Annotated in this window: 21 protein-coding genes; 10 read left to right on the top strand and 11 right to left on the bottom strand. The window is 66.1% G+C overall.

Annotated elements, in window-relative coordinates; translation table 11 throughout:
• Nucleotides 1-10: 10 nt before the first annotated feature.
• From MU856_RS01160 to rimP, 3 genes are read right to left on the bottom strand one after another with little or no spacing between them, the layout of a single operon-like run.
• The gene (locus MU856_RS01160; RefSeq protein WP_062900992.1) at nt 11-781 is read right to left on the bottom strand and encodes a DUF448 domain-containing protein; all 771 of its coding nucleotides are present in this window, start codon (nt 779-781) and stop codon (nt 11-13) included.
• Nucleotides 762-2,396: a transcription termination factor NusA gene (gene nusA, locus MU856_RS01155; protein WP_003042722.1), complete on the bottom strand. Its 1,635-nt coding sequence runs from the start codon at nt 2,394-2,396 to the stop codon at nt 762-764. The genes MU856_RS01160 and nusA overlap by 20 nt, the downstream gene beginning before the upstream one ends.
• Nucleotides 2,396-2,941: a ribosome maturation protein RimP gene (gene rimP, locus MU856_RS01150; protein WP_062900993.1), complete on the bottom strand. Its 546-nt coding sequence runs from the start codon at nt 2,939-2,941 to the stop codon at nt 2,396-2,398. The genes nusA and rimP overlap by 1 nt, the downstream gene beginning before the upstream one ends.
• A 444-nt stretch (nt 2,942-3,385) precedes the next feature.
• Here rimP and MU856_RS01145 point away from each other — a divergent pair, with 444 nt between their 5' ends.
• From MU856_RS01145 to MU856_RS01130, 4 genes are all read left to right on the top strand, one after another.
• Nucleotides 3,386-3,754 (top strand): hypothetical protein, encoded by a 369-nt coding sequence (locus MU856_RS01145; RefSeq protein WP_062900994.1) that lies wholly within the window; start codon nt 3,386-3,388, stop codon nt 3,752-3,754.
• Nucleotides 3,755-3,858: 104 nt separating this feature from the next.
• Nucleotides 3,859-4,653 carry an ABC transporter ATP-binding protein gene (locus tag MU856_RS01140; protein WP_062900995.1) on the top strand — a complete coding sequence of 265 codons (795 nt, stop codon included), beginning with the start codon at nt 3,859-3,861 and terminating at the stop codon, nt 4,651-4,653.
• Nucleotides 4,654-4,797: 144 nt separating this feature from the next.
• On the top strand, nt 4,798-5,949 hold the full coding sequence (locus tag MU856_RS01135; protein WP_263588240.1) for a cell wall hydrolase: 1,152 nt from the start codon (nt 4,798-4,800) through the stop codon (nt 5,947-5,949).
• A gap of 48 nt (nt 5,950-5,997) precedes the next feature.
• Nucleotides 5,998-6,387 carry a VOC family protein gene (locus MU856_RS01130; protein WP_062900997.1) on the top strand — a complete coding sequence of 130 codons (390 nt, stop codon included), beginning with the start codon at nt 5,998-6,000 and terminating at the stop codon, nt 6,385-6,387.
• 36 nt (nt 6,388-6,423) lie between these two features.
• On the opposite strand, the gene MU856_RS01125 is transcribed toward MU856_RS01130, so the two are convergent.
• The 3 genes from MU856_RS01125 to MU856_RS01115 all read right to left on the bottom strand — a co-directional run bounded on the left by MU856_RS01125 (nt 6,424) and on the right by MU856_RS01115 (nt 9,883).
• Nucleotides 6,424-8,136: an ATP-binding protein gene (locus MU856_RS01125; protein WP_186401633.1), complete on the bottom strand. Its 1,713-nt coding sequence runs from the start codon at nt 8,134-8,136 to the stop codon at nt 6,424-6,426.
• Nucleotides 8,137-8,207: 71 nt separating this feature from the next.
• Entirely contained in the window at nt 8,208-8,978 is a 771-nt protein-coding gene (locus tag MU856_RS01120) for a TIGR02186 family protein (protein WP_003042747.1), read from the bottom strand.
• Nucleotides 8,975-9,883, bottom strand: coding sequence for a sulfite exporter TauE/SafE family protein (locus tag MU856_RS01115; protein WP_003042748.1), 909 nt, complete (start codon nt 9,881-9,883; stop codon nt 8,975-8,977). Before MU856_RS01115 ends, MU856_RS01120 begins: the two co-directional genes overlap by 4 nt.
• Nucleotides 9,884-10,274: 391 nt before the next feature.
• On the opposite strand from MU856_RS01115, the gene nhaA reads away from it, so the two are divergent.
• From nhaA to MU856_RS01095, 4 genes are all read left to right on the top strand, one after another.
• Nucleotides 10,275-11,591: a Na+/H+ antiporter NhaA gene (nhaA, locus tag MU856_RS01110; RefSeq protein WP_263589006.1), complete on the top strand. Its 1,317-nt coding sequence runs from the start codon at nt 10,275-10,277 to the stop codon at nt 11,589-11,591.
• On the top strand, nt 11,591-13,078 hold the full coding sequence (locus MU856_RS01105) for a hypothetical protein (RefSeq protein ID WP_263588239.1): 1,488 nt from the start codon (nt 11,591-11,593) through the stop codon (nt 13,076-13,078). The genes nhaA and MU856_RS01105 overlap by 1 nt, the downstream gene beginning before the upstream one ends.
• A gap of 138 nt (nt 13,079-13,216) precedes the next feature.
• Nucleotides 13,217-13,987, top strand: a complete 771-nt coding sequence (locus tag MU856_RS01100) for a tryptophan 2,3-dioxygenase family protein (protein ID WP_263588238.1) — start codon at nt 13,217-13,219, stop codon at nt 13,985-13,987.
• Nucleotides 13,984-15,111, top strand: a complete 1,128-nt coding sequence (locus tag MU856_RS01095; protein ID WP_217373144.1) for an aminotransferase class V-fold PLP-dependent enzyme — start codon at nt 13,984-13,986, stop codon at nt 15,109-15,111. The genes MU856_RS01100 and MU856_RS01095 overlap by 4 nt, the downstream gene beginning before the upstream one ends.
• Before the next feature lie 9 nt (nt 15,112-15,120).
• Here MU856_RS01095 and MU856_RS01090 read toward each other — a convergent pair whose 3' ends face one another.
• From MU856_RS01090 to MU856_RS01080, 3 genes are read right to left on the bottom strand one after another with little or no spacing between them, the layout of a single operon-like run.
• Nucleotides 15,121-16,545, bottom strand: coding sequence for an amidase (locus tag MU856_RS01090; RefSeq protein ID WP_263588237.1), 1,425 nt, complete (start codon nt 16,543-16,545; stop codon nt 15,121-15,123).
• Nucleotides 16,546-16,564: 19 nt separating this feature from the next.
• Nucleotides 16,565-17,572, bottom strand: coding sequence for a zinc-dependent alcohol dehydrogenase family protein (locus MU856_RS01085; RefSeq protein WP_062903012.1), 1,008 nt, complete (start codon nt 17,570-17,572; stop codon nt 16,565-16,567).
• The gene (locus tag MU856_RS01080; protein ID WP_263588236.1) at nt 17,572-19,320 is read right to left on the bottom strand and encodes an N-acyl-D-amino-acid deacylase family protein; all 1,749 of its coding nucleotides are present in this window, start codon (nt 19,318-19,320) and stop codon (nt 17,572-17,574) included. The genes MU856_RS01085 and MU856_RS01080 overlap by 1 nt, the downstream gene beginning before the upstream one ends.
• A gap of 123 nt (nt 19,321-19,443) precedes the next feature.
• On the opposite strand from MU856_RS01080, the gene MU856_RS01075 reads away from it, so the two are divergent.
• Both MU856_RS01075 and MU856_RS01070 read left to right on the top strand, forming a co-directional pair.
• Nucleotides 19,444-20,208, top strand: coding sequence for a class I SAM-dependent methyltransferase (locus MU856_RS01075; RefSeq protein WP_062901002.1), 765 nt, complete (start codon nt 19,444-19,446; stop codon nt 20,206-20,208).
• 17 nt (nt 20,209-20,225) lie between these two features.
• Nucleotides 20,226-20,537: an alkylphosphonate utilization protein gene (locus MU856_RS01070; protein WP_234181071.1), complete on the top strand. Its 312-nt coding sequence runs from the start codon at nt 20,226-20,228 to the stop codon at nt 20,535-20,537.
• Between the two features lie 28 nt (nt 20,538-20,565).
• Here the strand turns inward: MU856_RS01070 and MU856_RS01065 are convergent, their stop codons facing one another.
• Together MU856_RS01065 and MU856_RS01060 are read right to left on the bottom strand one after the other, a co-directional pair.
• Nucleotides 20,566-21,861: an acyl-CoA dehydrogenase family protein gene (locus tag MU856_RS01065; protein ID WP_062901004.1), complete on the bottom strand. Its 1,296-nt coding sequence runs from the start codon at nt 21,859-21,861 to the stop codon at nt 20,566-20,568.
• Between the two features lie 19 nt (nt 21,862-21,880).
• Nucleotides 21,881-23,212, bottom strand: coding sequence for a phosphotransferase family protein (locus tag MU856_RS01060; protein ID WP_186401141.1), 1,332 nt, complete (start codon nt 23,210-23,212; stop codon nt 21,881-21,883).
• Nucleotides 23,213-23,222 lie beyond the last annotated feature (10 nt).

Here is a 23,222-nt window from a genome sequence, read left to right as displayed (position 1 = left end):
TCTTATTCCTTCAATACGCGTCCGAAACCGGAGAGTCCGTGTCGGGCTCCCTGGACGCCATCCCATTCCCCGCCGTGCGGGAATCCTGATCGGAAACGCGGTTGGCCGCGTCCCTAAACCATCCGGTGAAAAACTGCCAGCGGCTCAAATGCGCCAGCACCCGGTCAGCGGCACGGGCGTCGGTCACGCCCAGATGCACCGCATTTTCACGCCCCAATGCCATAGATAGGGTGTATCGGTCCACCGGCAAGACCGTCCCCTCACGGCCGGACCCTTCGTGATCCTCGCCGACCCGCCACGCCTGTGCCAGTTTCTTTCGCCCGTCTTCGCCGGCATCCTGCGCATGCAGGAGCAGGCGGACCTGTCCGCGGCGTGCCGCGTCCTCGATCCGCTCGCTGCCGAGGATCAGCATTCCGCCGCGCGCCTCAAGCCCCAGCCGGTCGAGCGTCGCACGCGCGAGTTGCGCCTCGATCCGCGCGCCCAGATCGTCGGGAATCGTGAAGGCGCCTTCGTGCAGCGCCCGCGCCAGCCCACCCTTGAGCTTGCCCTTTGCCTGCGCCGCTTCGAGCGCTTCGCGGTCGACGCCGATCCACGCGCCGCGCCCCGGCGCCTTGCCGAGCACGTCGGGCGCGATCATGCCGTCGGGCCCGAGCGCGAGGCGCACGAGCCGTCCGGCCGGCGCCACGTCGCCGGTTACCACACAGCGCCTTTCGGGCGCGTGCTGTCCGCGCTTACCCGCGCGGTCGGTTTGGCTTAGCTGATCATTGCGCGGGGTCCGCATCGGCGGCCTCCCCGGTCTGGGCTTCGGCTTCGGCAGCCGGTTCGTCGTCGAACCAGTGCGCGCGCGCCGCCATGATGATCTCGTTGCCCTGTTCTTCCGACAGGCCATATTCGCCAAGCACGCCGCCCTTGTCCTCGGCGCGTTCCGAACGCTCGCGCGCCGGGCCGCGGCGATTCTCGCTGCGCTTCTTCGCGATCAGTTCGTCGGTTGCGAGATCGGCAAGATCGTCGAGCGTCTTGATCCCGGCCTTGCCGAGCGTGACGAGCATCGCTTCGGTCAGGTGCGGCAGTTCGGCCAGATCATCCTCGACGCCAAGTCCGCGGCGTTCCTGACGTGCGGCTTCTTCGCGGCGTTCGAGCGCTTCGGTCGCACGGCTCTGCAGCTCTTCGGCCAGTTCGTCGTCGAAGCCTTCGATGCTCGCCAGTTCGTCGAGCGGCACATAAGCGACTTCTTCGAGTTCGCCGAAGCCTTCGGCGACGAGCAGCTGCGCGAGCGTTTCGTCGACGTCGAGTTCTTCCTGGAACATCGTCGAGCGTTCGACGAATTCGCGCTGACGCTTTTCGCTCGCGTCGGCCTCGGTCATGATGTCGATCTGCTTGCCGGTCAGCTGGCTGGCGAGACGGACGTTCTGGCCTCGGCGCCCGATGGCAAGGCTGAGCTGATCGTCGGGAACGACGACTTCGATACGGCCGTCATCTTCGTCGATGACGACGCGCTGCACCGTCGCGGGCTGAAGCGCGTTGACGACGAAGGTCGCGGTGTCTTCCGACCAGGGAATGATGTCGATCTTTTCGCCCTGCATTTCCTGGACGACCGCCTGAACGCGGCTGCCCTTCATGCCGACGCATGCGCCGACGGGGTCGATCGAGCCGTCATAGCTGATGACGCCGATCTTGGCACGGCTGCCCGGATCGCGCGCCGCGGCCTTGATCTCGATGATGCCGTCGTAGATTTCGGGGACTTCCTGCGCGAACAGCTTCTTCATGAAGTCGGGGTGCGCGCGGCTGAGGAAAATCTGCGGTCCGCGATTTTCGCGGCGCACCGACAGGATCAGCGCGCGGACGCGGTCGCCGACGCGCATCAGTTCGCGCGGGATCTGCTGATCGCGGCGGATCACGCCTTCGGCGCGGCCCAGGTTGACGACGATGTGGCCGAATTCGACCGACTTGACGACGCCGGTGATGATCTCGCCCGCGCGGTCCTTATATTCTTCGAACTGGCGCTCGCGGTCGGCTTCGCGGACCTTCTGGAAAATCACCTGCTTCGCCGACTGGGCGTCGATGCGGCCGAGGTCAACCGCGGGCAGCGGATCGACGATGAAGTCGCCGACCTTCGCATCCTTCTGCAGCTTCTGGCCGGCGGCAAGGTCGACCTGCTTGAAATAATCGTCGACCTGTTCGACCACCTCGACGACGCGCCACAGGCGCAGGTCGCCGGTCTGCGCGTCGAGCTTGGCGCGGATGTCGTTCTCGGCGCCGTAGCGGGCGCGCGCCGCGCGCTGGATCGCTTCCTCGATGGCCTCGATGACGATGCCCTTGTCGATCATCTTCTCGCTGGCGACGCTGTTGGCGATCGCGAGCAGTTCGGCCTTGTTGGCGGAAATGGCAGTGGCCATCAGTCCTGTCCTTCTTCTTCCATGTCGTCGGCACCCTCGATCGAGAGCGGGACGGTTGCGGCAATCAGTTTGTCGGTGAGGACGAGCTTGGCCGTGTCGATCGCGTCGAACGGCAGCTTGTGCTCGACCCCTTCCTTGTCGAAAATCGTGACGATGCCGGCGTCGATGCCGGCGAGTTCGCCGTTGAAGCGCAGGCGCCCGTCGCGCTTTTCCTTCAGCGCGACTTTCGCCTCATGCCCCGCCCAGTCGGTAAAGTCGGCGGGACGCGTCAACGGGCGGTCGATCCCGGGCGACGACACTTCGAGGCGATAGGCGCCTTCGATCGGGTCCTCGCCCGCTTCCTCCAGCGCGTCGAGCCGGTCCGAAATACGGCGCGACAGATCGGCGCAATCGTCGATCGTCAGCTGGCGCGTATCGGGCCGTTCGGCCATCACCTGCAGCGTAGGGTCTTCCTCGCCGCCGAAAAAGGCGACGCGCACGAGCGCGAGGCCCATCGCCTCGGCTTCGGGCGCGATGATCGCATTGAGGACGTCGAAATCGACCAAGCTACATTCCCAAATATCGCGACAGGAAAAGCCATGCGTTTACGGCCGCCGCGGCCCGCGGCCCCGACGTCCTATCTGGCTAGCCATGTCTAGGAGTGAGCGTGCATATAGGCGCGTTGCGGGGAGTCGGCAAGCGGAGATTGGGGTGGGCGGCTTTCCGGTCGGTTGGGGTCGTCTGGCCGGATCGGCATGGATGGCAGTTAAGGACCGATGCTGTTGAAAAAGTCGGCCGCGGCGATGCGCCTGTAGAATTTCAGTCAGAAGGATTCACGAAGCCTCGACTGCGCGAACGAGCGATGCGCATAGGCCCCTTGTTTGATTCCGATATTGCCCGCCAAAACCCCCTTCGGGCCTTTTTCAACAGCATCGACCGATTGCGGACTTAGGGACTCCTTAGGGCTTGGTCGTCATACAGGTAGCCAATTAACCAGAGGCCTCGATGCGATGGAACTGTTACTCGACTGGATCGAACTGGTAGTAGCATTGGCGCTAGTGCTGGCAGTCGGGGTTGCCTGGCTTGCTAGACCACTATTTGACCATATTGCGGGCCAAAGAATGCAGCAAAGCAACTTCGTCGTGTTTGAGGCATACGAAGTCCATTGGCAGTACCTAAAAAGCGACATGGAAAGAGCGGGTTGGCGGTCCACCGATATTGAACCTGCGCACGGTGAAGCGAACCTGTATCGCTTTCAACAATGCAGTCCTTTCGCAGAGAAGCTCGGCGATCTCGTAAACAAGGGAATGCCCGAAACAGCGAACCGCAAAGAAGGTGCCGACCTGCTAATCAAGGTCGCCGAACACGGAATTGCATGAGATCGAACTGAAAATAGCGTTGGCGGGGACTCCCCGCCCTCAAAGCGGCCTCTCCCTCTCCTTTCCCCTTCCCTCGCTCGCACGGTCATGCTCAACGCGCCGGCATGGTTGACGATTCTCCCCTGCTTGCGCTGTCGAACGTCCGCGTCATGGCCGACGAGGCGTGCATTCTCGATCTGCCTGCGCTGACCATTCCGGCGGGCGAGAGCGCCGCGATCCTTGGCGCCAACGGGTCGGGCAAATCGACCTTGGTCAAGCTGATCGCGCGCCAGCTCTATCCCGCCTGGGGTGCCGACGTCCGCATCTTCGGGCAGGACAGCTGGAACGTCTTCGATCTGCGCAAGCTGCTCGGCATTGTGTCGTCGACGATGCAGCTCGACTTCGACGCCGAGCCGCCGCTGGAGGTGCTTGACTGCGTCGTCTCGGGCTTTTTCGCCTCGCGCGGGCTGTGGGCGCATCAAAGCTATACGCAGGCGATGGTCGATGTGTCAGTGGCGGCGCTCGGCGATGTCGGCGCGCAGCATCTGATCGGGCGCAGCATGGCGAGCCTGTCCACGGGCGAGGCCCGCCGCGTCCTCATCGCCCGCGCGCTTGCGCACCGCCCTCGCGCGCTGCTGCTCGACGAGCCGTGCGCCGGGCTCGACCCCGCGGCGCGGCATCATTTCCTCGACATGCTGCGCGGCGTCGCGCGCAGCGGGGTCGCGTTGCTGCTGATTACCCATCATATCGAGGAGATATTGCCCGAGATCGACCGCATCGTGATGCTGCGCGGCGGCCGCCTCGACCGCGACGGCGCGAAGGCCGATCTGCTGACCGGCGACAGCCTGACGCGCCTGTTCGGGCTGCCGATGACGGTGACAGAGCGGCACGGCTGGTATCAGGCCGATATCCACCCCTGACCGCCGCCGCTTTCCTCTCCTGTCCCGCTGCGGGACAGCGCACAGACGGAGCAATCTTTTATTCGCACCTCGCGGCATAAGCAGGGATCGCAGCCGCCCGGGCGAATCGGCCGATCGGGCGGGGCACCGGATTTTGACGCGCGCATGAAACCCGAACTCAACCTCGACGCCCCTGGCTATGCCGATGCCCGCGCCGCCTGGCGCGGTGCGCCGCGCGCGGCCGCTGCGGCGGCGGGTCCGGGGCGCAACTTCTGGATCGGCCTGCTCGCCGCGGTGCTTGTCGCCAGCGTAGCGCTCGCGCTGTCGAGCGGGCAGTTCCGCCCGCGCGGCTTCGGCCCCTACAGCGTGTCAGTGCCGCTGACCTTCAAACCCTATGACCCGACGCGCTGGGCGGTGATGAATTCGGTCAGCTATGCCGACGCACTCAAGATCGACCCGACGCTGCCCGATCCCAGCAGCGTCGGCTATGCGGATGCGACCGCACTGCCGCCCGCCGATCCGGCGCAGCTTCGCGACGAAGCCTTCGTCGGCCCAGCGGCTAAGTCCTATGTCTTTCGCGGCGTCACCGCGCTCGACCGCGAACGCGCGCATTATTGCCTTACCTCCGCCCTCTATTACGAGGCGGCCTCCGAAAGCGATGACGGGATGCGCGGCGTGGCGCAGACGATACTCAATCGCGTGCGCCACCCGAGCTTTCCGGGCACGGTGTGCGGCGTCGTCTTTCAGGGTTCCGAACGCGCCGGCGTGTGCCAGTTCACCTTCTCGTGCGACGGCGCGATGGCGCGCGCGCCGAGCCGCGACAACTGGCTGCGTGCGAGCCGCATTGCATCGGCGGCTCTGAACGGCGCCGTGTTTCCCGGCGTCGGGCTCGCCACCCATTATCACACCACCGCAATCTGGCCGCGCTGGGGCAAGAGCCTGGTGATGACCAACATCGTCGGCGCCCATATCTTCCACCGCTGGCGCGGCCGCTGGGGCATGCCCGACGCGTTCCGCGCGCCCTATCTGGGCCGCGAGCCGGTGCCTGGCCCCTATCTTCCGGTCGCGCAGCAGCTTGCGATCCTGAAGAAGGGGCCGATCCCGGGCGCCCCCCTGTTGCCCGCCGCCGCGGTCGATCCCTTGCCCGCGGGCGGCCCCGCACCGCTGCCCGGCACGCTGAGCGCGCCCGCACAGACCGCGGCACCGTCCCCTTCGGCGCCCGCGGCGCCCACGCCGCCGGCCTACAGCGATCCGCGGCTCAACCAGTCGGGTCAGATCCGCGAGGAATATCAGAAGAGCGGCGAGTGGATTCGCTAGGCGTGGCGCGCTAGCTTCTTCTGCTCACAAGGCGAAGGAGGCGTTTCCATGGGGCATGTCAAAGGCATCGGCGGCCTGTTCTTCCGCGCGCGCGATCCTGCCGCGCTCAGCGACTGGTATCGCGACCGTCTCGGCGTCGGCGGCGGATGCAGCGCCGACGACAGCGCGCCGGCCAATCAATGGGTGTGGACGGTGACCGGCGGACCGCTGGTCTTTTCGCCTTTCAAGGCCGACACCGACTATTTCCCGGCCGACCGCCAGTTCATGATCAACCTGCGCGTCGACGATCTCGACGCGGTGCTCGCGCCGTTCCGCGCCGCCGGCGAGGAGGTGATCACCAAGAAGGAGTGGGACGATCCGTCAGTCGGCCGCTTCGCGCGCGTCCACGACCCCGAAGGCAATCCGATCGAATTGTGGGAGCCGGCGCAAGCGGGCTAGATCGCCGTCCCGGCGAAAGCCGGGACGACGGAAGCCTTACCTGCCCTGGCTGCGCCAGCGCTTGACGACGCGCTCCAATATTTCGGGCTCGCCGCCGGTTTCGCGCCAAAGCTGCGAGAAGAGCGGATCGCTCGACGCGGGGCGCTTGTCTTCCTCAAGCGTGTCGAGGTGAACGCGAATCGGGATCGACACGCCCTCGCCGCAGATGATGCATTCGCGGTTGCGCAGCGCCGGGATCGAATCGATGAAGCCGCGCGCGCCCTCTGGCATCGCCGCCTTGACGAAATGCTGGTCGCGTTCGTTGTTGAGGCGCATCGAGATGATCGTGCCGCACTGCGACAGCACGCCTTCGGCAAGGTCGGACGGGCGCTGGGTGATGAGGCCCAGCGACACGCCGTATTTACGGCCTTCCTTGGCGATGCGTTCGAGGATCTTGCGCACCGCCTGCCCCTGCCCGCTATCCTTCGACGGGATGTAGCGGTGGGCTTCTTCGCAGACGAGCAGGATCGGGCGCTGTGGCTCGCCGCGCGACCAGATCGCATAGTCGAAGGTCAGGCGCGACAGCACCGCGACGACGACACCCGTGATGTCCGACGGCACCCCCGACACGTCGATAATCGAGATCGGCCGGCCGTCCGACGGCAGGCGGAAGATCTTGCCGAGGAAGTTTGCCATCGTGTCGGCGACGAGCATGCCGGAGAACATGAAATTATAGCGCGGGTCGGCGCGCATTTCCTCGATCTTGCCCTTGATGCGCATGAAGGGCGCCGACGAGGTGGCCTTGTCGAGCTTGCCCATCTCGTTCTGCAGGATGTTGAGCAGATCCGACAGCAGATAGGGGATCGGCGAATCGACCGTGATCTTGGTCATGCCCTCGGCCAGACGGTTCTTGAGCCGCGCCTGGAGCAGACATTTGGCGAGCACGTCGCAATCGCCCTGGCGGTCGCGCCCCTCGCTGGTGACGAAAACCTCGCAATGTTCCTCGAAATTCATCAGCCAATAGGGCATAGCGAGATTGTCGACGTCGAACAGCGCCCCGGTGCCCTTGAACGCCGCCGAATATTCGCCGTGCGGGTCGATCATCACGATATGGCCTTGCGGCGCCAGCTCGCAGATCTTGTGCAGGATCAGCGCGGCGCTCGTCGACTTACCCGTACCCGTCGATCCAAGCAGCGCAAAATGCTTGCCGAGCATCGCGTCGACATACAGCGAACCACGAATGTCGCGCGTCGGATAGACGGTCCCGATCTCGACATGCGCCCGCTCGTCGGCGGCGTAGATCTGCTTGAGGTCGGCGCTGGTCGCGGCATAGACTTGGCTACCCGGAATCGGATAGCGCGTCACGCCGCGGCGGAAATTATGGATGCGGCCGGTCAGCTTTTCTTCTTCGCCTTCGCCAAGGAAATCGATCGCCGCAACGATCAGCCCCTCGCCGCGCTCGTAAAGCTGCTGGTCGCGCACGCTGGCGAGCAGCCAGACATTGCCGACGCGGACCTTGACCTGCGCGCCCACCTGGCCCGCCATCGCGACCGAAGGGTCGTTGGATGTCGACAAGCCCTGCAACGCCGAAGCATCGAGCAGGATGCGCGAGGCCGAGCCGGCAATGTCGATCACTTCGCCGATCAGAAGGTCGTCGCGGTGGTGCGCCTGCACCGCCGCAATCGGCGCCGCGGTTCCGCCGCCCGCCAGCCTGACATGCTGCGCAGCCGTCGCGTCGCCGGTACCAAAACCGCCCCCATGCATATCCATATTCAGCCCCGCCATATGTTTGTCCCGCGTCGACTATCGCAGGCGAGGGTAAACAAAGCGCTTATGATAGATCAGCGGCGGCGGAAAAGCGCCGATGCGGCATAGCCGAGCAGCAGCGACAGCGCGACCGCGGCAAGGCCGTACAGGAATCCGTGCCGCTGCGCCGCGAGCGCGACGAAGCGTTCGAAGCCCGCCTTGCGGATCTGGACGTCGCGCGAGGCGACCGCCAGCACGCGTCCCTTGCTGATCAGATAGGTTTCGGCGCGGTAGGTGCCCACGGGAACGCGCGCCGGCACGGGGATTCGCGCCCGATACAACACGCCTTCGGTAATCTCGACCGCCGAAGGGTTTTCGTAGAAGAGCCCCATGCGGCGATAAAGATCGACCAGCCCCGCCTCGAACCGCTCGAGTTTCTTCGCCTCCGAAAAGCCTGTCGGCGACATCGACAGATTTTTAAGGCCAAGCTCGAAGATCGCCGCGGTGCGTTCGTCGACCAGCTTGTCGACCGGGCGCGACGACCCGATCGCGTAGAAACCGGGTGAGGTGCGCAGCCGGATGCTGCTGGCGTTGACCCACATGCCCGCGATGCGCTGCTTTTCGCGCAGCACCACCGGCCGCACCGGGCCCTTCAGAACGACGACGATATCGGCGCGGTCGTCGGGCAGGCGCTGACCGGGATAGAGAATGGCGCCGAACAGCAGCAATTCCTCGCCGGTGAAGCTGTACTGGATTTCGATCGAGCGGCTCGACACGTCGGGCACCAGGCGCGGATCGACCGCCTGCGCCGCGGCGGGCAGCAGCAACAGCAGCAGCGCTGCGATCGAGGCGCCGATCCGCGTCACTGGACGGTGTAGATTTCGTCGGGACGGATGAAGAGGCCGACCGCCATGCGCAGTGCGACGAGCAGCACGATGATCGCCAGCGCCATGCGCAGATATTCGGGGCGGACCTTTTGCGCGAAACGCGCACCGATCTGTGCGCCCGTCACGCTGCCGAGCAGCAGCAGGCCGGCAAGGACGATATCGACCGCGCCCGTCGTCATCGCATGGACCATCGTCGTCGCGATGGTGACAAACAGGATCTGGAACAGCGAGGTGCCGACGACCACCTGCGCTCCCATGCCGAGCAGGAAGATCATTGCCGGGACCATGATGAAACCGCCGCCGACGCCGAGCAACATCGTCAATATGCCGACGAGCGCCCCGAGGATTAGCGGCGCGAGTGGCGAAATATAGAGGCCCGAGCGATAGAAGCGCCAGCGCATCGGCAGGTTCGCGACCATCGGATGGTGGCGGCGCTTGCGCGCCGGCGCCGGAAGCCCGGCCTGCAGCGCGCGCAGCGCGCCCCATGCTTCGCGCGCCATCAACCCGCCGACCGATCCCAGCAGCACAACATAGAGGATGTTGATCGTCGTATCGATCTGCCCCCATGCGGTGAGCAGTTCGAACAATCCGGCGCCGATCAGCGATCCGAGCAGCCCCCCGGCGATCAGCACCGCGCCCATCCGCAAATCGACTCCGCCGCGCTCGAAATGGGCGAGTGCGCCCGAGACGCTGGCCCCCGTCACCTGCGTCGCGGCCGAAGCCGCAGCGACCGTGGGCGGGATCCCATAGAAGATCAGCAGCGGCGTCGTCAGAAAGCCGCCGCCGACGCCGAACATGCCCGACAGAAAGCCGACCCCGCCGCCCAACAGCACGATGACCAGCGCGTTGACCGACAGATTGGCGACAGGAAGGTAAAGATCCATGGGCCCCGTATGCACGTCAGCGGCGCAAAACCAGCACCGATTCCGGCGACCCTAGAGGCTTTTCAGCGCAGGTGGAACCACCTGACTAGCGGGAGAAGCGCGCAAGGGGCGAATCCCCTATGCGGCCTGTGCTGGCGGCAGACGCCGGTCCCCGGACGCCCTGTTCCAAGGCCTGAAATGGGCAACGCCGCCGCGCCCCGGGCGGCGGTGAAGGTAGCAAAATCATGGCCGGCGCCCTGTACCAGACAGCCCAGCCATGCGGTCACCGCTTCCACCCGCCTGCCCCGCCCCTGTTCGTGACGTCTTGGCGTCCCATATGGTAATGGCTGATCGGCACAATCGGTTTGTAAAGCGTGACGCGGCCGTTCGAGCGCGCTACGACGTCCACCAAATGGCCCCCAGACAAAAGAGGTGTAATTTCGTGACCCGCAGTTCGTCGCCACGCTCGGCTCTCCGCGACTTTCTTGAAAGCGAGAGCGCCGGCGGGATGTTGCTGATTTTCGCGGCCGCTTTGGCAATGATTATCGCCAATTCAGCGCTGGGCGCCGATTATCACCACGCAATCCATGCGGTGACGGGGCCGACGCTGACCGACAAGCTGGGTCCGATGACCGTTCACCTGTGGGTGAACGATGGGCTGATGGCGATCTTCTTCCTGCTCGTCGGGCTCGAGATCAAGCGCGAGTTCGTTGACGGACGCCTTGCGAGCTGGGACCGGCGGCGGCTGCCGATGATCGCCGCTGCAGCGGGCATGGCGGTTCCTGCGGTCATCTACATACTGCTTGCGGGGGGCACGGCGGGCCTTGCGCAAGGCTGGGCGATTCCCGCTGCGACCGACATCGCCTTTGCGATCGGCGTGCTCGCGCTGCTCGGCAAGCGCGCGCCGACGTCGCTCAAGCTGTTTCTGGTGACCGTCGCGATCGTCGATGACATGGGTGCGGTCGCGATCATCGCGCTTTTCTATACGGCCGAAATCAACATGCTGGCGCTCGGCGCTGCGGCGCTGCTGCTCGGCGTGATGTTCGCGGTCAACCGCGCCGGAGTGAAGCATCTCGCTGTCTATCTGCTGCTCTTTGCGCTGCTCTGGTACGCAATGCTGCTCTCGGGCGTTCATGCGACGATCGCCGGCGTCCTCGCGGCGATGGCGATCCCCTTCGAACGCACGCCGGGTGCGCCCGACAGCGAAACCTCGCCGCTTCACCGCCTCGAACATGGTCTGCACCCGTGGGTCGCCTTTGCGATCGTGCCGCTGTTCGGCTTCGCCAATGCCGGTGTCGACGTGCGCGGACTGGGGGTCGACCAGATTTTCGCCCCGCTGCCGCTCGGCATCGCAGCCGGGCTGTTCTTCGGCAAGCAGGTCGGCATTTTCGGCAGCGTCTGGCTGGCCGTAAAGCTGGGGATCGCGGGCAAGCTGCGCGGTGCGACCTGGCTGCAGATCTATGGCGTGTCGGTGCTGTGCGGGATCGGCTTCACGATGAGCCTGTTCATCGGCGGCCTTGCTTTCCCGGGCAACGCGCTGCTGATCGAGGAGGCCAAGATCGGTATCCTGATGGGATCGCTCGTCGCCGCGCTGACCGGTTTTGCCGTGCTGCGCTTCGCCCCGCTCCATCCCGACCATTCGGGGATCGAGACGAGTTCGGACGCGGAAATCGCCCGCGACGGCGATGTCAGCGACACCTCCGAAGTGCGGCCCGCGACGGCTGGCTGATGCCCCGCCGCAGCGCGCTTCTGACCCTTGCGGTCCTTGCAGGCATGACCCTGTCGGGATGCTATGCGCTCGACCCCGAGATGCGACGGGTGGTGGCGCAGCGCAAGGCGGCCGAACGCGCTGCAAAGGACGCGCCAACCGAACAGGCGCCCGCGGAGCCGGCAATGGCCGTCACCATCCTGCCGCAGACGGTGCTGCCGCCGCCGATGCCGGCGCCCGCCGGAGCAGACGCCGCGCTCGATCCCACCGTGGCCGCGGTCGCTCGCCACACGCTCGACAGCGTCGCGCATGATTATGTCGGGCTGGTTCTCGAACTGGGTACGCATAACAAGAGCGATATCGACGCCTATTACGGACCGAAGGCGCTGATGGCGGCGGCCGTGACCGATCCGCGCAGCCTTGCGATGTTGGGCGAAGCCGCGCGCCAGCTCTCGGCATCGCTCGACGACGTTACGCCGCACCTGACCGCCGCCGCCGATCAACGGCGCTTGCGCGCGCTGAAGGCGATGCTGCTCGCTGCCGAGACGCGCAGCGAAATGTTGCAGGGCAAGCGGCTGGCCTTTGCCGACGAGGCCGAGCGGCTTTTCGGCGTGCGCCCGAAGCTCGAACCGCTGTCCGCTTATGACGCCGCGCTGGCCGCGATCGCGCAGCTCGTCCCCGGCGACGGCGAATTGGCCGATCGCGTCGATGCCTATTTCAACCGCTTCACCATTCCCGCCGCCCGGCTGAAGCCGACCTTCGACGCAGCGATCGCCCAGTGCCGCGCGCGCACCGCCGCGCAGGTGGCGATGCCCGAGGGCGAGAATTTCGACCTGCAGTTCGTCACTGGAAAGAGCTGGAGCGGCTATAATTTCTACATGGGCGGCTATCGCAGCATCATCCAGGTCAACACCGACCTGCCGATCCGCCTGTCGCGCGCGCTCGATCTCGGCTGCCACGAAGGCTATCCGGGCCACCATCTGTTCAATCTGCAAATCGAAGCGAAGCTGGTCCGCGACCGCAACTGGATCGAATATAGCGTCTATCCGCTCTACAGCCCGCAAAGCTTCCTTGCCGAAGGGAGTGCCAATTACGGCATCGACCTTGCCTTTCCGGGGGACGAACGCATCGCCGTCGAGCGCGGCACGATCATGCCGCTGGCGGGCATGGAACCGCCCGCCGACGAACGCTATTGGCAGCTTCTCGATGCGATGAAAGCGCTGTCGGGCGCCCGGCTGACGATTGCCCAGCAATATCTCGACGGCGCGATCGACCGGCCGACGGCGGTGGCGCTGACCCAGAAATATGGGCTCGTGTCGCGACCGCGCGCCGAGCAGATGACCGATTTCACCGAAAAATATCGCAGTTACGTCATCAACTACGGGCTCGGCGAAGCGATGGTGCGCGACTATGTCGAGCGCGGCGGGCCGTCCCGCGACATGATGTGGCGCCGCTTCCTCGGCCTTATCGGCGAACCCACCCTGCCCGCGGATCTTGCCGCGCAATGACCCCCGCGGTCGCCCTCCTCTGGCTCGGCCAGGCGGGATCGCCGCGGCGTCCGCCCGCGGGAGTGGCCCCGCGCGATTGATCCGTCGGCGCGCCCAAGCGGCGCGCCCTTTCGGTTCCATCAATCGCAAGGATTTCCCATGCACCTCGACAAACAGGATATTCACCAGCGCATCGAAGCGCCGGTCATGAAGGATTATGGCGTCTATCTGGCGGTCGACCGTCTGCTCGATTGCCAGAAGCCGCTCGCCGAGCTTTGCACCCCCGACGAATTGCAGTTCCAGATCGTCCATCAGGTCGAGGAATTGTGGATGAAGCTGATGGCCTTCACCCTCGCCGAAATCGACGGTCATATGGCGGCGGGCGAGACGATGCGCGTCCTGTCGCTCTTCGACCGCGTCAACCGGATCATGCGGCTGATGACCGATCAGCTGGCGCTGCTGGAGACGATGAGTCCGTTCGACTATCAGGCGATCCGGCTTCAGCTCGGCAACGGGTCGGGGCAGGAAAGCCCCGGCTTCCAGCTGCTGCTCACCCTGCCGCAGCCGCTGTGGGCGCGCTACAAATCGGCCTATCTCGATCCTGCCGGGCGCAGCGTCGCCGACGTCTATGACACCGGCTACCGGCACGACGAGGCCTTTATGGTTGCCGAGGCGCTGATCGAATTCGACGAGCTGTTCCAGATCTTTCGCGCCCATCACATCTATCTCATCCACCGGTCGATCGGCATGGGATCGAAGTCGCTCAAAGGGCGTCCGGTCGAACTGCTCAATGCCGGCGCACGGCATCGCTTCTTCCCCGAACTGTGGGACATTCGCGCCGCAATGACCGACCGCTGGGGCGCCGAATATGGCGTCAAGCGCGACAGCATCAGCGGCAATGCGCCGGCCGGGCACGGCAGCGGCCTGTGAGCGGCGCACTGCTGCCGGCCGCGGTGGCCGGGCGCTTTTTCCTGCCGCCCGGCGCGGTCTATCTGAAAAGCCACAGCGTCGGTTGCCAGCCGCGCAGCGCCGAGGCGCTGCTGCGCGACCGGATGCTGACGCCGTGGCGCGAGACGGGCGAAGCCTGGCCGCACTGGCTGGAGGCGATCGACGGCTGGCGCGCCGCGCTGGCGAAGCTGATCGGCGTCGAAGCGCGCGATCTGTGCCCCGCCACCAATGTCAGCGCAGCGCTGTCTCGCTACCTTTCGGCGCTGGGCACCGCGACGACGCGGCGCACCATCCTGCTCGCGCCGAGCGCCTTTCCGACGATCGGCTATGTCGCAAGCGGGCTCGCCGCCGCGGGGTGGACGACGCGCTATCTGCCTGCCGCCGCCGATGTGCGCGATCCGGCGCAGTGGGCGTCGGCGCTGGACGACGATGTCGCGCTAGTCGTTGCCATGCACGTCAGCTCGAACAGCGGCGCGCTGACCGACATCGCCGCCGTCGCCGCGGCCGCGCACGCCGCGGGCGCACGCTGCATCGCCGATTGCGCGCAATCGGTCGGCGTTGTTCCCGTCGCGCCCGCCCTATGGGGCGTCGATGCGGTGATCGGCACGAGCGTCAAATGGCTGTGCGGCGGACCGGGCGCCGCGTGGCTGTGGGTCGCGCCGCACGACCGCACCGCGCTCGATCCGATGGAGCGCGGCTGGTGGAGCCACGACAATCCGTTCGAGATGGATATCGAAAGCTTCCGCTATGCCCCCGACGCGCGCCGCTGGTGGGGGGGCACCCCCGATGTCGCCCCCTTCGTCCTGTCGACCGCGGGCATCGAAGCCATCGCCGCGATCGGCGTCGAGCGGATCCGCGCGCATAATCGCGCGCTCCAGACGATCCTCCGCGCCGCGCTTGAACCCTCGACCCCGCAGTGGTGCTGGCCCAAAGGCGACATCGGCGGGACGCTGTGCATCAACACCGGCACCGACCAGCCGCGCGTCGCCGCTGCGCTCACCGCGAATGCAATCAGCGCCGACTTCCGCGGCACCACCGTCCGGCTGTCGTTTCACGCTTATAATGGTGCCGACGACGCCGAAGCGGCCGTTCGCGCGCTCGTCTGAGGATCGCCCCTAGAGCGCCGGTCGCCGGCCGAACCAGGGCTGTGCTTCTTCGAGCTGCGCCGCGAGCTGGAGCAGCAGCGCCTCTTCGCCGAAACGACCGACGAACTGCGTTCCCATCGGCAGTCCCTCGGGCGTCCACCAGAGGGGGACGTTGATCGCGGGCTGCCCCGTCGCATTCTGGATCGCGGTGAAGGGAACATAGTCGGTCATCGCGCCAAAACCGGCGGCTACGTCTTCGCTGTCGAGCGGAAAACTGCCGTTGCGCGGCGGCGGGGCCCCGAGCGTCGGGGTCAGCCAGACGTCATGGTCGGCGTGCCACGCCGCGACCGCGCGCGCCATCTGCTGCAGCTGGAAGATCGCGCCCCACAGCTGCGGCGCGCTGATCGCCTTGCCCATCGCGTAAAGGCCGCGCGTCAGCCCCTCCAGATTGTCGGGACCGGGGGTCTGCCCGGTCATCATCGCGATGCCGTCGATCTGCATCGCCGCGCCGCTCGACCAGATCGCCATGAAGGCCGGGACCATCGCATCATTGTCGACCGGGGGCGATGCTTCCTCGACATGATGACCCAGGCTCTCGCACAATTTTGCCGCATGTTCGGCCGCGGCGACCGCCTGAGGATCGAGCGCCCGACCACCCGGAGCAGCGCGCGCAAACGCAATGCGCAGTTTGGGGCATGGCGCCTCGGCGGCCCGGCGCCAGCTCGGCGGAGCGGGCGGCGCCGCATAGGGATCGCCGGGCTCGGCGCCCGCGGTAACATCGAGCATCGCCGCGGTGTCGCGCACGCTGCGGCTGACGATATGTTCGGCGGCGAGGCCGCCCATGACGTCGCCGAGCAGCGGCCCCAAGGGGTTGCGCCCGCGCGTCGGCTTCAGCCCGACCAGGCCGTTGCAGCTTGCAGGGATGCGGATCGATCCGCCGCCGTCGTTGGCGTGCGCGACGGGCACCATGCCGCTCGCCACCGCCGCGCCCGATCCGCCCGACGAGCCGCCGGTTGAATGCGCCGGGTTCCAGGGGTTGCAGGCGGGCCCGTACAGCTTGCTCTCGGTCGTCGCGACGACGCCGAATTCGGGCACATTGGTCTTGCCGATCGGGATCAGTCCGCCCGCCAGGAAGCGCTGCACCAACGTCGCGGTAAAGGGCATCGGAACGGGCGGGGAGATGCGCGATCCGTTACGCGTCGGCCACCCGGCGAGATCGCCCAATATGTCCTTGAGCAGGAAGGGAACACCCCGGAACGGCCCGTCGGGAAGCGGCGCCTTCGCGCGCGTCCGGGCGCCGTCATAATCGGTGAAGATCACCGCGTTCAGGCGGGGGTTGAGCGCCTCGATCCGTTCGATCGCGCTATCGACCAGCTCGAGCGGCGATACCGCGCCCTTTGCGACGAGGTCGGCAAGGCCGAGCGCGTCATAGCTTTCATATTCGGCAAATCCCACAGGCCGGTCCTTTTTCGTATCAGATGTCGACGACGATCTTGCCGAAATGCTTGTTCGCCGCCTGATGGCGGAACGCATCGGCAAGGCCTTCGAGGGGGAAATGATCGCTGATCACCGGCCGGATCGCATTCGCCTCGATCCCGGCGATCATGTCGAGCTGCTGCTGGCGGCTCCCCACGGTCAATCCCTGAACGCGCAGATTTTTCGCCATCAGCAGCGCGGTCTGCACCGGCCCGGCAAAGCCAGCGAGCACGCCGATCAGCGCGACATGGCCGCCGACGCGCGTCGCGATCATCGACTGGTCGAGCGTACCGGCACCCCCGATCTCGACGACGCAATCGACCCCGCGCCCGCCGGTCAGTTCCATCGCTTTTGCGCCCCAGGCGGGAACCGCCTTGTAATTGATCAGCTCGTCGGCACCGAGATCCTTGAGCCTTGCGAGCTTGTCGTCGGACGAGCTGGTCGCGATCACCCGCGCGCCTGCGGCCTTGGCGAACTGCAGCGCAAAGATCGACACCCCGCCCGATCCCTGCACCAGCACGGTCGAACCCGGCCGGATCGCGTCATCAACGAACAGTGCGCGCCAGGCGGTCAGCCCGGCGCAGGTCAGCGTAGCGGCCTCCGCTGCCGAATAGCCCGCCGGGACGCGCGTGAACCAATGATCGGGCGTCACGACGACCTCGCGCGCATAGCCGTCGATGCCGTCGCCCGGCACCCGCGTGAAAGCACTGGTCGGCGGCGCGCCGTCGATCCAGTCGGGAAAGAAGATCGAGACGACCGGATCGCCCACCGCGAACTGCGTCACCCCCTCGCCCACCGCTTCCACCACGCCGGCACCGTCGGACATCGGGATACGCCCGTCGGCAGCGGGGATCATGCCCGCCACCACCGCATAGTCGTGGAAGTTGAGCGACGACGCCGCCAGCCGCACCCGGATCTCGCCCGGCCCCGGTTGCCCGGGATCGGCGAGATCGGTGAGCGTCAGATTGTCGAGCGAAGCGGGAGCGCGAAGCCGGACGGCCCGCATCATTCCGCCGCCATCGCGAGCTCGACGCGCTGCGGACCGCGGATCACGCCGCCCGGATAAACGCCCTGCGCTTCGCCTCCCCTGAAGGTGATGACGCCCGACTTGACCGTCGCGACATAGCCGTCGGCCTTTTGCAGCAGACGCTTGCCGCCCGCGGGCAGATCGAAAGCGAGCCAAGGCTTGCCGAGCTTGATCGCTTCCATATCGATGACATTGAGATCGGCGAGATAGCCCGGCGCCACCAGTCCGCGGTCTTCGAGCCCATAGAGCAGCGCCGTGTCGCGGCACTGGCGCTTGATCGCGCGTTCCAGCGGCACGCGCCCGCCGCGCTTGCGATCGCGCACCCAATGCTGAAGCATGAAGGTGGGCGATGCGGCGTCGCAGATCGTACCGCAATGCGCGCCGCCGTCCGACAGGCTGTTCACCGTATCATCGCTGTCCTGCAGCGCCTCGAGGAAGTCGAGATTGCCGTCGGCATAGTTGAGGATCGGCAGATAGGCGAAACCGGTCGCACCGTCGCGGCACAGCAGATCATAGGCATATTCGGCCGGATCGACACCCGCCGCCGCGGCGCGCGCCGCGATGCTGGCATCGGCGCCGGGTTCATAGTCGAAATCATCGTCCATCTCGAACTGCATCGTCCAGCCGCCGGCAACGACCATCAACAGCCCCATGATGTCCTGCGGCGCTTCGCTGAAGTCATTGTCTTCGGAAAGGAGCTGCGCCTTGAACGCGGGGTCGAGCAGCTTCGCCTTTTGCTCCTCCCACGACAGGCCTTCGATGGCGCGCCATGACGGGCGGAAGCGGAAGGGATGGACGGTGCCGCGCCACGCCATGATGATGCCGTTGCCGCGCAGCGCGATCTGCGCGACGATATTGGCGCCCTTCGCATTTTCGGCGCGCATCGTTTCGATCTGTTCGTCGAGCGGCAATTCCTTGGCGATCGACTGGAGCGCCGCAAAGGTCACGGGCAGGCCGGTTTCGCGGCTCAGCTTGCCCATCCAGTCGAACTCGTTCCATTCGCGGTTGAGGTCGCTCGCCATTTCGAACACGCCGTAACCGACGCGGCCCATCGCACGGCCGATCTCGATCAGTTCCTCGGCGGTCGCGGTCGTGCCGGGGACGACTTCACCGTCGACCGATTTGTGGATGACGGTGCGGCTCGTCGAAAAGCCGAGCGCACCGGCGCGCACCCCCTCTTCGACGATGCGCGACATTTCGGCGATGTCCTCGGCCGTCGGCACCGCGCCCGGCTGTTCGCGGTCGCCCAGCACATAGGCGCGCACCGCGCCGTGCGGGACATGACAGGCGACATCAATGGTGCGCGGCAGCTTTTCGAGCGCATCCATATATTCGGGGAAGGTTTCCCACTCCCAGCTCATCCCTTCTGCAAGCGCGGTACCGGGAATATCCTCGACACCTTCCATCAGGCCGATCAGCCAGTCGTGGCGGTCGGGCCGGGCGGGCGCAAAGCCGACGCCGCAATTGCCCATGACGACGGTGGTGACGCCGTGCCAGCTCGACGGCGCCATTTCCTGGTCCCACGTCGCCTGACCGTCATAATGAGTGTGAACATCGACGAAGCCGGGTGTGACGATCTTGCCGCGCGCGTCAATTTCCTCGCGCCCTGCGCCGAGGTCGGTGCCGACCGCAACGATGCGGTCGCCATCGACCGCCACATCGGCCACCATCGACGGACCGCCCGTGCCATCGACGACGGTGCCGCCGCGAATCACCAGATCGTACATCTCGCTCTCCCGTTATTTGGTTTCAGTGCGAAACCTATCATCAATTCAGGACAGTGCAAATAAGCGCGCACGGTGTGCGGCGAACGGCTATAGCCGTGCGACAAACCAACGGGAGTCGATGCCATGATCCGTCCCTTTACCCTTGTCGCCGCCGCCGCGGCGCTTGCTCTTGCCGCAGCTGCCGTTCCGGCCATCGCCGCCGACGCGCCCGCCGCCGATTATGCTGCAGCGCTTGCCGATCCGGCACGCCCGGCCGCCGACCGCGACCGCGACGCCGCCCGCAAGCCCGCCGAATTGCTCGCCTTCGCCGGCATCGAACCGGGCCAGAGCGTCGGGGATTATGTGATGGGCGGCGGCTATCTGACGCGCATCCTGTCCGGAGCCGTCGGCGCCGCGGGGCATGTCTATGCTTTTCAGCCCGCCGAGTTCATCGCCTTTCGCAAGCAATATGGCGACGACCAGAGTGCGGTCGCGGCGGCCTATGCCAATGTCGATGCGGTCGGGGGCGCCTTCGCCGCTCCGGCTTTTCCGGTGCCGCTCGACGCGATCGTGACGGTGCAGAATTTTCACGATCTCTATTTGAAGCCCTTCCCCGAAGGGACGGGCGACAAGGCCAGCGCCGCACTCTTCGCCGCGCTCAAGCCCGGCGGCACGCTGGTGGTGGTCGATCACAGCGCGGCGGACGGCAGCGGCACGACGCTGTCGGACAGCCTGCACCGCATCGACAAGGCCGCGGTCGTCGCGGCGCTGACCAAGGCGGGCTTTATGCTTGAGGCCGAGAGCGACCTTTACAAGCGCCCCGAAGACCCGCGCACCGCCAATGTCTTCGACCCTGCCATTCGCGGCAAGACCGATCAGTTCACGCTGCGCTTTCGCAAGCCGGAATAGATGGATAGAGCGCCCCGATGAGCAGCAACGACGACGACTATGTATATGACGAGGCGAGCGGCGAATGGCTGCCCGCGAGCGAAGCGCGCGAGCGGGCGGCGGCGGCCAATGCGCTTCCGCAAGCGAAGGACGCGGTCGGCAATGTGCTGAGCGACGGCGACTCGGTCGTCCTCATCAAGGATCTGCCGGTGAAGGGCGCGGGCCAGACGCTGAAGGTCGGCACCGTCATCAAGTCGATCCGGCTGACCGCCGATCCCGACGAGATCGACTGCCGCTACGAAGGGATCAGGGGCCTGGTGCTGCGAACGGAGTTCGTGCGGAAGCGGTGAAGCCCGCTCAGCCTCCCGATTGGCGACCTCAAATCTTCCCCAGCGTCTCCCTGCGCGGGCCGAGATAGCCAAACAGATAGGCCGCGACCTTGCGCATCTGAATCTCCTCGGCCCCTTCGGTGATCCGGTAGCGGCGGTGGTGGCGATAGATATGCTCGAACGGCTTGTGGCGCGAATAGCCGATGCCGCCATGCACCTGCATCGCGCGATCGGCCGCCTGACAGACGAGGCGGTTCGCCCAGTAATTGCACATGCTCACCTTGTCGGAGAGGCTGCGCTCGACCTCCTTGTGCGGCATATTGTCCATTTCCCATGCCGTCTTGCGGATGAGGAGGCGCAGCATTTCGGCCTGCGTCGCCAGCTCGACGAGCGGAAACTGGATCGCCTGATTCTTCGCCAGCGCCTCGCCGAAGGGCTTGCGCTCGCGCGCATAGCGCACGCTTTCCTCGATGCAGTAAACCGCCGCGCCGAGCGATGAGGCCGCCTGACGGATGCGGTTCTGGTGGACGAAACTCTGCGCGATCGACAGGCCGCCGTCGACCGGGCCGAGCCGCGCGCTGTCCGGCACCCATACGTCGGTAAAGCTGACACGCGGGTGATCGGTGGGCATGTTGAAGGTCCAAAGATATTCCTCGATCACGAGGCCCGGCGACGGGTTGGGGACGAGCAGGCAGGTGATCCCCCTGGCATCGCCGTCATTGCCGCTGGTGCGGCAGAAGGTCGCGCAGTGGGTCGCGACATGCATCCCCGTCGTCCACATCTTCTCACCGTTGATCAGCCAGCCTTCAACCCCGTCGCGGGTTTCGCGTACCGCGCGCGTTTCCATATGCGTCGCGTCGCTGCCGTGATCGGGCTCGGTGAGGCCAAAGGCGGTGCGCCGCTTGCCTTCGAAGCCGCCGAGGATGAATTCCTGCTTCTGCTCGTCGCTGGTGCCGAATTGTTCGAACATCTCGACGAAGGGGAAATTGCCGACGATGCTGTGTTCGTTCTGCAGATCATTGTGGAGACCGAGACCCTTGGCGGCAAAATGCTCGCGGATCACCGCCATCCACAGGTTCGATCCGTCCTTGCCGCCATATTTCTTCGGCGCCGAAAAGCGCCAGTGGCCCGCGGCATCGGCTTTGCGGGTCGCCTGCTTCAGCAGCTCTTCCCACTCGTGGCGCGGCAATCCCTGATTGTCCCAGTCGGTGCGCGCATGTTCGCGGCGATGGTCGAAGAAGCGGATATTGTCGTCCGCATCCTCAAGCGGCTTGATCTCCGCCGCGATGAAGGCGTCGAGTTCGTCGAGATAGGCCTGCAAATCGGCCGGAACCGCAAAATCCATCGTTTCTCTCCCCTTGTCTCTATCCGTTCCAGGCGGCCCGCGCCGCGGCGAGCGCCGCATATTTGGGACTGTCGACCGCGCATTTGTCGAGCACGGCGCGGCGCAGGCGCGCGAGCAGGCCGGGTTCGGCAAGCGTCACCCGCCCGGCCAGTATGTCCCCGGCCAGCGCCTTGTCCTCGGCACGGATGCCCGCGCCAAGATCGCGCATCACGATGCCAAGCGCGTTCATCGCGACCGCGACCTGAAATTTGCCGTGCCCCTCGGCCTGGGGCTTGATCGCCTCCCCCAGCCAATCGCGCACCGCCTGCACCATTTCCTGCGTCGTCGGTTCGCCGACCGGCGCCGCCGCGGCGGCGGGCGAAGGCGGCAGCGGCGCCCCGCGCTCGGCCGCAGGCGCCCCATCTTCGAGCAGCCGGATGATGTCGAGTTCCTGTTCGGCAGTGCGCCGCCCCACGACCACGCGTTCGACCGTCGTATCGGCGCCGCTCCGCCACGCCTGCCCCATCTGCAAACAGCCGAGCGCCCACCACAGGGTGCGATAGACGAGCCAATATTTGAAGCGGTCGCGGTCGACCGGGCGCCCACCCGCGGCCTCATAGGCGGCAAAATAATCGTCGAGGCTGCCGACCCCGAACGCCGGCTTGTCGAGCATGCCGAAGCGCCACACGGTCATGCAGCCGAAGGCCAGATCCTCATGCGCGTCGCCGAGATGCGCGAGTTCCCAGTCGAGCACAGCGGCAAGACCATCCGCGTCGACCATGACATTGCCCATGCGATAGTCGCCATGGACGAGCACCGGGTCGGCGGGTTCGGGCAGATGATCCTCGCACCATTTGACCGCGAGCGCGATCGCCGGCCGGTCGCCGCCATAGGAAAGGAAGCGCGCCTTGAGCTCCGCGAGCGCTGCGGCGGTATCCATCACCGGAATTTCGGCCGGAATCGCGGCGCGAGGCAGCGCGTGGATCAACGCCAGTTCGCGCCCCAGGTCGGCGACGAGCGACGGCGGCGGCGCGGCCAATATCTTCGCCGGGCTGACTTCGGCGATGACGCGCCGCATGACATAGCCCGTCCCCATGCCGTCGGCATCGGACAGCACCCCGATCACCTCGGGCGCCTTGACCCCGCCAGCGTGCGCCGCGCGGACCAGCGCAGCCTCGACCGGATGGCCATAAGGCCGCCCTTCCATATATTCGGCCGAGGGCGCACGGCGCAGCACATAGGCGCCGCCGCCCCAGTCGAACGCCCAGCTTTCCATATTGGCGCCGCCCGAAAGGCGGGTCAGGTTCGACAGGTCGCCGGCACCGGCAACGCGCATCATGAAGGGTGGCAGCAAGGTCGACAGATCGGACATTACTTCCCCT

The organism is Sphingopyxis sp. GC21 (assembly GCF_025727575.1).
Lineage (GTDB): Bacteria > Pseudomonadota > Alphaproteobacteria > Sphingomonadales > Sphingomonadaceae > Sphingopyxis > Sphingopyxis terrae_A.
Note: the sequence above shows the minus strand (reverse complement) of the source record. Positions and strands in the feature narration are given on the sequence as shown.